The 13481-nt window shown below is 35.8% G+C and carries 11 protein-coding genes; 2 read left to right on the top strand and 9 right to left on the bottom strand.

The window, feature by feature from the left end; all coding sequences use genetic code 11:
- Nucleotides 1-218 precede the first annotated feature (218 nt).
- A complete protein-coding gene (locus Q5760_RS03505) occupies nt 219-1562 on the top strand; it encodes an MFS transporter (RefSeq protein ID WP_428910865.1) in 1344 nt (447 codons plus the stop codon).
- Between the two features lie 94 nt (nt 1563-1656).
- On the opposite strand, the gene Q5760_RS03500 is transcribed toward Q5760_RS03505, so the two are convergent.
- The 6 genes from Q5760_RS03500 to Q5760_RS03475 form a co-directional block, all read right to left on the bottom strand.
- Complete coding sequence (locus Q5760_RS03500) at nt 1657-2184, bottom strand: hypothetical protein (protein WP_428910864.1); 528 nt, start codon at nt 2182-2184, stop codon at nt 1657-1659.
- Nucleotides 2185-2275: 91 nt separating this feature from the next.
- Nucleotides 2276-4177 carry a hypothetical protein gene (locus Q5760_RS03495; RefSeq protein ID WP_428910863.1) on the bottom strand — a complete coding sequence of 634 codons (1902 nt, stop codon included), beginning with the start codon at nt 4175-4177 and terminating at the stop codon, nt 2276-2278.
- Between the two features lie 522 nt (nt 4178-4699).
- Nucleotides 4700-5920 (bottom strand): hypothetical protein, encoded by a 1221-nt coding sequence (locus tag Q5760_RS03490; RefSeq protein WP_428910862.1) that lies wholly within the window; start codon nt 5918-5920, stop codon nt 4700-4702.
- Nucleotides 5921-5938: 18 nt separating this feature from the next.
- On the bottom strand, nt 5939-6772 hold the full coding sequence (locus tag Q5760_RS03485) for a hypothetical protein (RefSeq protein WP_428910861.1): 834 nt from the start codon (nt 6770-6772) through the stop codon (nt 5939-5941).
- Nucleotides 6769-7458 (bottom strand): ABC transporter ATP-binding protein, encoded by a 690-nt coding sequence (locus Q5760_RS03480; protein WP_428910860.1) that lies wholly within the window; start codon nt 7456-7458, stop codon nt 6769-6771. The genes Q5760_RS03485 and Q5760_RS03480 overlap by 4 nt, the downstream gene beginning before the upstream one ends.
- An 11-nt stretch (nt 7459-7469) precedes the next feature.
- Nucleotides 7470-7844 (bottom strand): GntR family transcriptional regulator, encoded by a 375-nt coding sequence (locus Q5760_RS03475; RefSeq protein ID WP_428910859.1) that lies wholly within the window; start codon nt 7842-7844, stop codon nt 7470-7472.
- Between the two features lie 387 nt (nt 7845-8231).
- On the opposite strand from Q5760_RS03475, the gene Q5760_RS03470 reads away from it, so the two are divergent.
- Complete coding sequence (locus tag Q5760_RS03470; protein ID WP_428910858.1) at nt 8232-9443, top strand: MFS transporter; 1212 nt, start codon at nt 8232-8234, stop codon at nt 9441-9443.
- A gap of 253 nt (nt 9444-9696) precedes the next feature.
- On the opposite strand, the gene Q5760_RS03465 is transcribed toward Q5760_RS03470, so the two are convergent.
- The 3 genes from Q5760_RS03465 to Q5760_RS03455 form a co-directional block, all read right to left on the bottom strand.
- A complete protein-coding gene (locus Q5760_RS03465) occupies nt 9697-11265 on the bottom strand; it encodes a hypothetical protein (RefSeq protein WP_428910857.1) in 1569 nt (522 codons plus the stop codon).
- Between the two features lie 462 nt (nt 11266-11727).
- On the bottom strand, nt 11728-12714 hold the full coding sequence (locus Q5760_RS03460) for a diaminopimelate dehydrogenase (protein WP_428910856.1): 987 nt from the start codon (nt 12712-12714) through the stop codon (nt 11728-11730).
- A 307-nt stretch (nt 12715-13021) separates the two neighbouring features.
- The gene (locus Q5760_RS03455; RefSeq protein WP_428910855.1) at nt 13022-13396 is read right to left on the bottom strand and encodes a nucleotide excision repair endonuclease; all 375 of its coding nucleotides are present in this window, start codon (nt 13394-13396) and stop codon (nt 13022-13024) included.
- Nucleotides 13397-13481: the final 85 nt, after the last annotated feature.

Raw genomic sequence — 13481 nt, 5'->3', positions numbered from 1 at the left:
AATATCCGAGTATAGTATTCTGATAATATGTAAAAATAGGAAAAATTAGATAAAAACATTGCCAAATCATTAAATATTCTGATATTATAATAACGTTGCCACCGTGCAAACGATTTCATATTATCTAGTTTCTTTATAAGGGAATGGGAGAGAGTTATTTTAATTTAGTTTCACCAATGAATTGACGAATTGACCAAAAAACAAAGGGGGAGAATTCTATGCATACAACAACAAATGCGGAACAAATGCTTGAACAAACTAAGTTTAACAAGTTTCATGGTATGTTGCTTTTCTGGGGAGCCATTTTAATGCTGTTTGATGGATATGACTTAGTCGTCTACGGGGCCGTCGTACCTACGATTATCGATGAATGGGGAATTTCCACTGTTGAGGCGGGAATGTATGGCAGTTATGCTTTATTTGGAATGATGTTTGGGGCATTCATATTTGGAACATTAGCTGATAAATTAGGAAGAAAGAAAATTATCTTAATCTGTGTATCGATTTTTAGTTTATTTATGCTTTTCTCAGGCTTAGCCCCAACACCTGAATTGTTTGGGGTTTTTCGATTCATTACTGGTTTAGGTTTGGGTGGAATGATGCCTAATGTTATCGGTTTAATCAGTGAGTATTCACCAAAAGGTTTACGCAGTCGTATGATTGCAACCATTATGGCTGGCTATTCCATCGGTGGCGTGGTCGCTGCACTATTAAGTATGGTTCTTATCTCAAAATTTGGCTGGGAGTCTGTTTTCTTCTTTGGCGCACTTCCAATCTTGTTCATACCTTTCCTAATGAAATCGCTACCAGAATCAATCGGAACATTAGTTGCGAAAAATGATCATAAAGGCATCCAAAATATCCTTGTTAAGTTAAATCCAAACTATAAACCAAAGATGAATGAAACTTTTGTATTGAATAAGTCAAAGGAAACCTCATCACCCGTTAAAAATCTATTCACTGAAAACAGAGCTCTTTTAACCGTGATGATCTGGTTAACCTATGGGATGTCACTCCTTATGCTTTATGGGCTAAATACATGGTTGCCTAAATTTATGACGGAAGCTGGCTTCCCTCTTGGTTCAAGTTTAAGCTTCCTTCTCGCCCTAAATGTCGGGGCTACAGTTGGTGCCATTCTAATGGGTTGGGTAGCTGACCGCTGGGGTGTTGGAAAGGCACTAATCCTATTCTTTTTAATCGCCTTTGCGACAATAACTAGTCTTGGTTTTGCCAAGAATATGATTCTATTATATGTTCTAGTGGCCATTGCAGGAGCCGCAACCGTTGGTACTCAAAATCTAACACACTCTTATACTTCACAATTTTATCCAGTGACAATGCGATCCACTGCACTCGGATGGGCCTTAGGTATAGGGCGGATTGGTGGAATTATGGGACCTACAATTGGAGGAATTTTACTTACTTCTGGTTTAACCTTACAGTTGAACTTCCTAGTCTTTGCTATACCAGGAATCATCGCCGCATTAGCAGTTTTTATTGCTAATCAACAAGGGAAAAAGGTTAATACCAATGAACAGCCTTTAAAGGCGAAGGCAAATTAATTTTGGATACTAAATACTCATTTTAAAAGGGGATTAAGTGAATTACACTCACTCTCCCCTTTTTGATTTCTAACGATAAACAGCCTTAAATCTTTTACCTCTCGATAAGAGATGAAAATTGAAAGGCATGTACTTGGACCATTTGGTTTTGAATTGAAGGTCCGCCTTCAATGGCTGCTTGGAAATGATAGATGGCTGTTGTGTTGCTTTGAGATTGTAGTAGACGTGCTGAGTTCTTTGTTGTTGTAGTTTGTTCGATAATCCCTGAGCCTTCAGTCGTTTGTTTAAGTTCAGTTGACCTGTTGTTTAGTTCACTATCTACATCAAGATTCATTTCACTTTTTTGGGAAGCAGTCGCTGCCCCTTTAGAATAACCGTTTTGAAGTTGATAGCTTTTTACATGAATAGAATCTTTTTGCATTGAACTGATAGAACCTCTCATTTCACTTCTCCGTTCGTCCATTCTATCTTGTTGAATTTCTATCATTCTTTCCCAACCACTATTTGATTGTTCCACTTGAATAGAGGATTGATTCCATTCACTTGCTTCACTTTGGGTTGCGCCAAAACCAACACTTAAAGCTGAAGCGATGATGAAGGATCCGACTACTTTTTTAAACATCACTAAAACCTCCTAGGTATGTAAAGTTGAAAGAGAAAGCTCCATCCAGCAAGTACTAGATGGAGCCTAACCTAGTATTAACCTAACCTTATCAGTTTGCAGATTGCCCTTGAATTACTGTAAAGCTTGAAGATTGAGATTGGCTAACGTTATCGCCTTCTGATACAGCGTTTTGAGTTGTTGTAACATCAGAGAATTGTCTTTGTTTGGCTTTTCCTTTAGATGTTTGAGATTGAGTTTTATCATTGATACTTGTTTGAGTAACCACATTGTTTTCACCAGTAGAAGAAGATGTTTGATCAGTGACTACTGAAGAATTTTGAGCTTGTGCATCTCCAGATCCTGATTGAACCTGTGTTACCGTGTTTGAGTTTTCTTGAACTCCTGCATTATTTGTACCAGCATTATTTGTTACTTGTGTTGTTTCATTTGATGAACCTTGGTATTGGTCAGATCCAGCGTCACCAACTTGAATTTGCTCTGTAATAGACTCTGCATCCTGGGATACATTCTTATTTGCACCTTCAACTGTTGCGCCTTGTTCAACAGAAATAGCTGAATCTTGATCTTGAATACTTCCTTCAAAGCCTGTTTGATCCTGGGCAACATCATTGTAATTATATTGTACAGCTACAGTGTTTCCACTATCTGCAACAACTAATTGTGTACTTTCTGTATCAATATTTTGGTCTTGTGTTGTATCAGTAGCACCAAATTGATTTTGCTCTCCATAATTAACTGAATCTTGAACCGCATTTACGTTGTCACCTGTTACAGATGCACCCTGGCCGTTTGTAATGCTAGAACCTTGGTTTTGAACAGCTTCATCTGCACCAAATTGATCTTGATATAGTCCACCAAAACCATTTTGTGTAAGTTCACTATCGTTACCAGCCAGCGCTCCACTTTGTTCTGAAACATTTGCTGAATCTTGAGATTGATAAGCACCCAACATTCCTTCTTGGGTTTGAATACTATCAGTTTCAACGTCTTCAACAATGTAGTTTCCATTTCCCTCTACAGTAGCCCCTTGTCCGGTTGTATTAGTAGTAGTTTGGTTTTGGTGAGCATTTTCAATTGTCCCTGTTTGATTTTGGTTATTGTAATTGTAAGAATATTGGTCAGCATCGTTTTCATTTCCAATAACTCCAGCCATTTGCTCTGAAAGATTATCGGCAAGTTGGTTTTGAGTCATACTATTACCGTCAGCACCTTGATTTTGAGTGGTGCCATTGTAGATGTCTTGGTAAGGATAGTTTCCTTCTCCAGCTATTTGTTGGTTTTGGATATTCGTATCATATGATCCTTGAAGTTGATCAATTAAATCTCCATCTGCATTTTGGTTAGCATCTGTATCGTTATACGCAAATTGATCTTGTGTATTTAAGTTACCGCCAATGCCTTGGTTTTGTTGATTATATTTATAGGAATCTTGAATTTGGCTTAGACGTGAGCCGATACCCGCTTTAATTTGATCAATTTCACTGTAAATATCTTGTACTTGGCTATTGCTTGTCCCATTAGTATTTTGAAGTTGGCCATTTTCTCCGAAAGATAATTGATCCTGAATAATTTCGTTTCCATTACCTGTTTGCTCTTGTAGTTCCACCATATCAACTGCTTGATCTTGGTCATTCTCAACGTTATTGCCTGCTTGTTCTAATGTGGAAAAACTATCAGATGCTTGTGTTTGTGCTAGTAAATCACCTGTTGCATTTGATCTTTGTTCTGCCCATAGAGAAAGACGTTGTTTTTGAGTAGCCTTTTTGTCTTGGATATTTTGTAATACACTTGCAAAATCATTGTCTGCTTGGTCTTGATTAATATAAGAGCCTTTACTCACTCGATCTTGGAAACTATACCTAGTCGTTTCTTGATCTTGCTCTGCAGCAAAAGCTGAAGTGGACGCAAATAATGTTCCCGCAACTAATCCAGCACTGACAATTTTCTTCATGTTAAGTACATTTCTAACTTCTTTAAATTTCTTATCCATCCCTACATATACCTCCAATTATTTATAGTTCTTTTGCACGATTAGTGTACACCCAATTTGAAATAGTATGAAAATCTGAAATTTCGATATATTCTTGCTAAAATTTGTCTTTTACTCAATTTTTCTTCAATTTACTCCATCTTTCTTCACTAGTTCGATTTAACAATTCTTAACCAGACTTCATATCTAATCAACTGTTTTTACAAACTTGCTAATATTTTTACGGTGAGTTTATTATCAACTCTTTTAATTAAGATTCTATTAATAGTTATTGAACTTAGGTGAATTAAATGGGTATATATTACTGCAACAGCAGTAATATATACCCATTTTTTTTATGAACAATTTATAAACCTTTATATTTTTTGTAAGTGCATTCTTACATCGAAATATTCTGATTAATCTCAACATGGTTGAACCAGCTCATATTTTTCTATTTTTTTGTATGATTCATACTAAAGTATCGACTCATAGGTAAATAAAAAAACGACAGGCAATAAATTATTCCTGTCGTTTTTTCTATCAAATTGAGTCGATTTCATTAAAATAAAGCCGATATCCTTTTGGATTTTCCTTTTGATCCGTAACCATTAGCTTTCCTTCATATAAGGTTTTTCCCGAATTTAGATCACCGATTAACAGTATATGTTCGCTATTTACCGCTGAAATGATATAGATTTTTTCATTCATGATTTTAATAAATGGCGGATTTTCGTTATTTATACTATGTTTAGAATCAAACGTCTGTTTTCCACCCCATTCTTCTTTTTCAAAATCATATTGACTGACTTCAATTCCCGCATCTGTTACGGTATACGTATAGATGGAAGATTGCTCAATGGAGGCCGCATGAAGTGATTCCATCATTTCTTCTGGAATCTCCCATTGTTTTACTTCGTTCTTTTCAATATTGTAAACAAGCACTTCACTTTTAACGACTTTTGCCTCTCCGTCATGGCTAACAGCATATCCATCACGATAAACTTCCTCTGCTTCATATGTGTCTAATTTAATCACATAATATTTCTGTGGATTTATTGTGGAATGCAAGTCATTGAAAATAGTCATATCTGTCCAACCGTTATCTACCACTTCAGTGGAGACAATCTCGTCATTTCCAACGATTTGTTTTTCTGTCATATCAAAGCTGTATAGCTTTAAATCAGATCCACCTTCTGTCCGATCTCCTCGGACAACTAACTTTAGCTCATTCCCGATTACGACAACATCATCCATATTCATCCAATTATACTTTTCCAAAAAGGGGATGTCTGCCTGAATAGATACTGTTTCCTCTGAATTCTTATTTAAAATATCAATATCAAATTGGACATCACGATCAGAAAAGTCATGGAAATCCCCTTTGAAACTGGCATAAACTAATACATTTTCATCTTCATAAAAGTTATTAGGTACCAATTCTTTGCCCCGCATAAATGTTTTATGTTCCTTAATCAACTCATTAAAAATCGGGGAATGAATAGCTGGGGAGAGCTGTTCAAGAAAAGAGCGATCATACGGATTGACCGTTTCTTCTGTTGTAATTTGTAATGGCTGGTACATATGCCCGACTGCGTAATCACCGTAAAAGATAAGATCTTTTAGTTCCTCTTCATTGCCTATTACTTTCTCAAACTCAATACCTATCCCTACTTTTTTAGCCGAGCTAGCCTGTGTGTAATAAGCTCCAATCACAACAACCGTGATAAGACTTATCATCATTAATTTCCAGTAACGTTTCATTTTACCATCTCCCTCCCATCAAACTCTTATTTTATTTTTGATTAAATAATTTCCCAACCAAAGTGCTACTGTTATAAGGAGTAAAACTAGGATCACTTCCATGACAAACAGTTCGATTGGGTAGAAATAGTAACGAAGAATAAAAGCATCTACTAATAACGGAATTAAAAAGATGAAAAATGCTAAAGCACAATAAATAATTCCATAAATGAGCCCTTTTAACCGAAATGACCGTTCAAATAGAATCGCTGTAAAGACCGTTAATACCGCTGTGATTCCAATTCCATAAATAAGTACAAATTCAAAAAAGGAACGTGGAATAATAAGACTTAAAATCACATTACTACTAATGATTTCAAAAACAGAAGAATCTGAACGAAACTCGTTTGGAACGATCCATTTCAGTACTTGTCCTTCCATGAGCAATAATAATATCTGTAGTGCTACTAGACCAAAAACATATAATAAAATCGTTGTTAATTTTGATAAATATACATTCATTCGATCAGTTGGTAACATTAATAATCGATAAATAAAGGTGTTTTTCCCAAGCCAATCCCGATACCAAATAAAAAAGACATAAAAGAGTAACGCAGCGATACAAAGAGCAATCGGACCGCCAAACCATAGGGAATTAGTCGCATCGAATAATGAGAACGTCCCGTGTTGTTCAAGGAACTCTTTCATCGGCATGGATTCCTTATAAATGAGTTCATTGGCTTGGTCTAAGTATCTACGAGATGTAGTAAAAACAGCGATCATTTGAAAAAGGAACGTAATGCCAATTAACACAAGATAAATTTTAAAAAATCGATTCATTTCAAAATGAACGAGCTTTAAATAACGGTTCATGCTTGATACACCTCTCTCATGACATCCACTACAGACTTGCCTTCATTCTCTCTAACTTCTTCTGTGTTGAATTCTTTCAAAACCACTCCATTATCCACTAAAACGACCTTATCAATTAAATGTTCAATATCACTAATTTCATGGGTTGTAATAATAACGCCACGGTCTTCAATTAAATGACTTGTAAACACATTCGCTATTTGTTCCCGACTGAAAATATCAATACCTGAAAATGGTTCGTCCATTAAGACATAATCAACATCCAATGCTAGTCCAAGCAGAAGATTTACCTTTGCGGTATTTCCTTTTGAAAGGTCAGAAATTCGATCACTTTCCTTTAACTTGAAAAATTGAAGAAGTTCAGATGCACGAGCCTGATTCCAGCAATCATAAAAATCAGCCATAAACGTGAACGCATCACGAATCTTCATATGTGGCAGCATGGTAATTGTATCGGGAATAAACGTAATTTTTTCGTAGCTGTTCTTATTGATTTTTTCGCCATCAATAAGAATGCTCCCGCTGTCGATCGGGGTTAAGTTCATGATTGCTTTCATAATGGTTGTTTTCCCAACTCCATTAATTCCAATTAAACAAGTGATTTCTCCTTTCTGTGCTGTGAAGGAAATCCCGTCTAATACTTTTTTCTTTCCGTATTTTTTGGTAATATTCTTTACTTCAATCACGATAGTCCCCCCTATTCATTCCTTTTCTTTTCATACGTTTCTTTCACTAGACCCAATACTTCTGGGAGTGGTACATTAATGGTTTGGAGCGAATATACGAAATGGTCAACAGCCTCTACAATTAGTTCTTCTCGTACACTTTTGAGCATTTGTTCATCTTTTGTGATTCGGCTCGGGTTATTTCCTTCAGTAAAAATCAAACCTAGTTCCTCCATTTCTTTGTACGCTCTTTGCGCAGTATTCGGATTAATCTTCAATTGATTGGCTAGTTCTCTTCTTGATGGAATTTCCTGTCCTGGTTCAAAGTAACCTTTGGCAATTTGTTCTTTAAAATGCCGTATCACTTGCACATAAACAGGATCCCGATTATTAAATTTCGCTTCCATAGGTCCATCTCCTAAAAACTTAGTTTGTTTATTCTGTATCAAGTGATTGATACACCAAACGCAAAAAATAAGAATTCTCTATACTTCATGCGTCCCATGGCAGTGTATCACCCCCTTAATACAGCGGAGGTAAAAATCTCGTGTATTAATGGATTAATACAGACTAAGTAAAAATATGTATCAATACCTTAATACACCTTCGTAATGTATTATATGCTTCATACACTGTAGATGTCAATAGCAAAAAAAATACCCAATACCTTCATATTGAATTTAGTAGATTACATGACTACAATAGTTAAGGAAGTAAAATAATAGAATGGAATGAACAAACATTCCCTCATCATGTCGTACAGTTGCAAAACTGTAGGTAGAATGGAGGAAAATATGGAACAGAAAAAAGAAACATTTCCATGGCTGTATTTATTAATTCTCTCTAGTGTGACCTTTATGGGAATCTTATCGGAGCTGGTGCCATCAGGAATTCTGCCAGAAATGAGTGAAGGACTGCATGTTTCTTATTCTTCGATAGGCTTATTGGTCAGTGTGTATGCAATTGCCTCTGCAGTTGGAACGATTCCGTTAATTACATTGACGATGCCAATGAACAGGAAAAAGCTCCTCACGATATTGATGATTATTTTTGGTGTTTCAAATGTATTCATCGCCTTCTCTTCATCTTATTCACTTATTGCTGTTGCTAGACTCATCGGAGGAATTAGCGCTGGGGTATTGTGGCCCATGGTTTCAGCTTATGCCATGCGACTCGTATCCCCACGATTTCATGGAAGGGCCATTGCCGTGACAATGGCTGGATCCACCCTTGGTCTTGGGATTGGCTTGCCGATTATGACTACGATTGGGACAGAGTTTGGGTGGAGAATTGAATTCGGTGTTCTATCTGCCGTTATTTTTGTTATTGCTATTATTGGACAGATCGTTTTACCTTCAGTTGAAGGCGAGAAACGTACAAAAACGAATTCACCGCTTTATATCATCCGTAATAAGTCAGTGATGATTTGTTTAGTTGTGACTTTCCTTACCATCATGGCTCACTATGGTTTGTATACGTATATTTCTCCACTTGTCGAATATTTCGATTTTGCCGGTGGAATTACACTAGCTACTACCATATTCGGAATTGGAACGATAATCTCCGTTATCTTAGCTGGTAAAATAATTGATGATCATTTAGGACCCTTAACCGTCTTCATGTTAACGTTGGCTTTTGGAGCGATGTTACTGTTTGTAGGCTTTAAGGGAATGCCTGTTGTTTCACATCTTGCATTCCTTTTATGGGGTGTATCTTTCGGGGCACTCGTTACCATCTTCCAGGCTGCAGTAACTAGACAAGTTGAAACGGGAAAAGATGTCGCCACCTCCCTTCAATCCAGTACGTTTAATTTTGGAATTGTCATAGGAAGTGCATTAGGTGGTTTGATTGTGGATCAGGTATCAGTCTATCAAATTATATACGTAACGATTGGATTGCTTATTATTCCGATCATCTTAAGTGTTTTTTCTAAAAAGACATTTTGGAATAGTGACACGGACAAAAGTAGGTCTGAGGTTGTTCATTATAACGAAAAAACGTTATAAAATAGAAACCTCCATTTCGTTTAAATAGTTCCGATAATGTAGAGAAACTGTAAAAAAAATTTGAAATCATCGAAAAAACGCATGGACCCATGCGTTTTTTTAATGTTTTTGTGGACATGGAGTACGTTATTATTATAAATATTTCCTAAAAGAATATGAAATCGCAATTATTGTTGCAAATAACGGAACCTGTGTCCTACTATATGTTTCTCCACAAAAACTGAACTACTTACATATCGTTGGAGGTTTCTTCTCAATCTATGAGCCAGTTATAAATCTCTAATGCGGTTTTCTTCATATTGGTTTGTCCGCTTAAATAATAAAGGGGGGTTTGGTTTTCACTTAATTCTTTCATTATTTTTTTATAAAAAGAATGGGCAAATACAGTTGTATTGACAAAAACGGCATCGACTTGTTGGATCTTCGAAATATCTCTATTTATCTCATCAACATCAAAAAATTCAATGGTTGGCAGATGGTCTCTCAGTTTTAACTGCCAATTTCGGTTTCCGCCAAAGACGACGACCCGTTTCGACTGAATCAACTCGGTTATCGTTTGTAAGGAAGGTACTTGATCAACGTGATCGAGCTTTTGTTCCTCTCTATGGATATAGTTTCGAAGAGAATACACTTCCTTTTTATAATCATCCATGTCCTCAATATGCTGTTCCAATTGCCGAATTTTAGCTTGGGCGTCACGAAGCTCCTCTGTTAATCCGTCTATTTCTTTTTGTTTCTTTCGTTGCAGAACCATCCATATTTGTTGCTTCCTTAGCAGTTCCGCTTCCTTCTCACAAATTTCAGCCTCTTTTGCCTTCAATTCTATATAATGGTCCCGCTTTGATTGGTCCAAATAAACTTCTTTTGTTTCATGATAAAGAGAACTCATGCCTTTTAAATATAAACATGTAATAAAAAACAAATCTTGATCTTCTTTTGAAATATATCGACTTTTTTTGGCGTAAAAAAGTTCTAAAAAAACATGATCCAGATCTCTTTTTGTAAATGGGACCTGTTCAGTGGCGTCCAGCTCATGTATTTTAAGGGATTTCAACCAGCCGCCAATAGCTCCGATATATTTAGCCGGAGATCGCTGAAAAACTTTTTTCTCCGCCATTTCCGCATCACAATATGGATAGGTTCGATAGACTTCTTTTAAACTGTTGCTAATCAAGTAATCAATAAAGTTCCCTAACGTTTCAAAACGGAGTGTTTTTGGAATGTTGTATTCTTCATATAGATCACTTATTTCATCTTTGTATTTTTCTAAAGACTCTTTCGAAAAAATGATATCTTTTAATTTTGTATCATTTATCGATGCAGATAAGACTTCCTGAAAAGATAGCCAAGCCACATTCGTGCTATTGAAGGGCTTATTTTCTCGAACACACAAGTACCAAAGGATGATATTTTGATGAATGAGCTCAACCTCTTTTACCATCTTTCCTTTGCTCTTTAACATTTTGGCAAAACTACGCATAAAATGCTCAAAATCGATTCTTGTTTGACGTTGAAAATAAAGATAAGCGAATTTATAGCCTTTTTTAATTAATTGATCGAGTTGTGAGAACTGTTGAGTCTGATAACACCACTCAACAAGCCCTGCTACCTGCCTAATTTTCTCTTCACTTTTTGTTGTATACATGGAAAAAAGCGGATTTCCATTCAACTTACTCTTTTGATACGCTTCATAAAATTCCCACTCATTTTTACGATAACAAGCATCAATGTTGGGATGTAAAAAAGGATTAGCCCCTAAGGCAATACATAAAAATGGAGATAATAGTTGCTCTTGATGCAAGGCCTCAATTTGATCGATCATTCGTCTTCACACCTTGTTTTATTTTAAATAACGGATTGCTAGGACTCTAAGCCATCTCATATCGACTATCAGAGGGTTATCTATTTTTAGAAATTATAATGGAGCCATTTCTTCACTACAATGACTTTTGTTACGTTTTATTAAGTTTTGTTTAGTTCTATATCAAAATTAACATAATTGTCACAATTTGTTCAATTTTTATCGTGATCGAATCAAAAATAAACGGACTTACCCATTATAGTAAGTCTGTTTATTAGTACATTAATTTGTAATGATCATTTTAAATTATTCTTTAACAACTTTTGTAGAATAACTAAATAGATTTTGACCATATGCATCAAGTAATATGAGTTTCAAATATTAGGATGTCTCTTACAAAATGGAGAAAATGATGCTTTCTCTAGAAATTAAAAAAGACCTGCCTTCTGAGCATGGAACGTCGCTCAGGAAGCAGGAACCTTCTTATAATAGATCTCTTCTCAAATCTTCTGGAGATTTTGGTGATAAATATCCTGGTGCCACATCAAATACTGTTTTCGCACCAGCTTGTCCTTCTTTATTCAAACGATAAGCTGCACGAGCATACGCTACAAGGACACTTGCTGTAAACTCTGGGTTACTATCTAGGTTAAGGGAGAATTCGATAATTTGATTATTATCCTCTCCTGTTTTTCCACTTCGAATCACAAATCCACCGTGTGGCAATTTAGAGTGATTTTCTTTTAACTCTTCTGCTGTAATAAAGTTTACTTCTGTTTCATAATCAGCAAAATAGTTCGGCATTGTTTTAATATCGTGTTCAATTTTAGCTGTATCATAGCCTTCTTCTGCTACCACATAACATACACGACGGTGTTTTTCACCTGTTGAAAGCTCAGGGTTTACCCCACTTTTTACCTTCTCGATCGCTTCATCAATCGGAACCGTATACTGAACTCCACCTACTACACCTTCTACACGACGGATTGCGTCTGAATGTCCTTGGCTAAGTCCTTTCCCCCAGAATGTATACGTTGCTCCATTTGGTAAAATCGCTTCTGTCATTAAACGATTGATAGAGAATAAACCTGGGTCCCAACCAACAGAAATGATACTAATCTTGCCACTTTCTTTAGCCGCTTGATCAACCACACTAAAATACTCAGGAATCTTTGCATGTGTGTCGTAACTATCAATGGTGTTAAACATTTTAGCAAATTGAGGAGCTTGTTCTGGAAGGTCGGTTGCAGAACCGCCACATAAAATCATGACATCAATTTTGTCCTTATAATCCTCAGCACTTGAAATATGTAAAACCTCTACTTTGGGTTCATTGACGGACAAACTTTCAGGTGCTCTTCTAGTAAAGAGTGCCACAAGTTCCATATCTGAACATTGTTTAATGGCTTCAATTGTTCCTCTTCCTAGGTTACCATAGCCTACAATTCCTACTTTAATTTGACTGCTCATAATCTATACCACACCTCTGTCCTTCGTTATTTTCTAAATATAGCTTTTACCTACAAAAACCATTAAATAGAATATTTTTACTTTATTTATTTTAAATACTTTTCGACAAAAAAACTACCCCGAAGCCTTCATTTTTTCCATTTAATACTAAATAAATTTTAATACTATTTTTCAACCCCTCAATAAATATCTTGGAGCCCTTTGCAATTTAAGTATTTTCTAATAAACAACTGCTATTCCAAACTGTGAACCTTCCCTTTTACCGGTTGCTGTCTGACAATTTTTTCAGATTCAGTCTGATTAGAGCTTATTTATAAAATACTTTATCAATATTATACTTAGCTTGTTTTGTGTTAATGATATAGGTTTCATAAATTTCTCTTTCCATTGGATCTTCCACAACGGATACCGCAATTCTATATACCTCATCGCGATGCATCTTAATAGGAGAAACATTATCCTCAAAATGCTTTTTCACTCTCGGACGTAGCTTCCTGGCTTTACCAACAAATAAAAGTTCATCCTCTTTGTTGAAAAACAAGATCATTCCGCCTTTATCACGAGGAATTCGATGATAATCAGTAAATCCATATTCACTGCTAATGACGGCCTCTACTTTTTCCCCTAACTGGTTCTTTTTCGTTAATACAACATCCGGATTCGGAATTTCAATTTTTATCATATTCTACACGTCCTATTCTGTATTTCTCAATAAATTCTATCAGTATGTCTCAAAATACATGAGTTTGTTATGTTTTTCAAGTTAT

The organism is Niallia sp. Kr1 (assembly GCF_050389805.1).
Classification (GTDB): Bacteria; Bacillota; Bacilli; order Bacillales; family Cytobacillaceae; genus Bacillus_BD.
The sequence above is the reverse complement of the archived record's forward strand: the minus strand, read 5'-3'. Positions and strand labels throughout refer to the sequence as shown.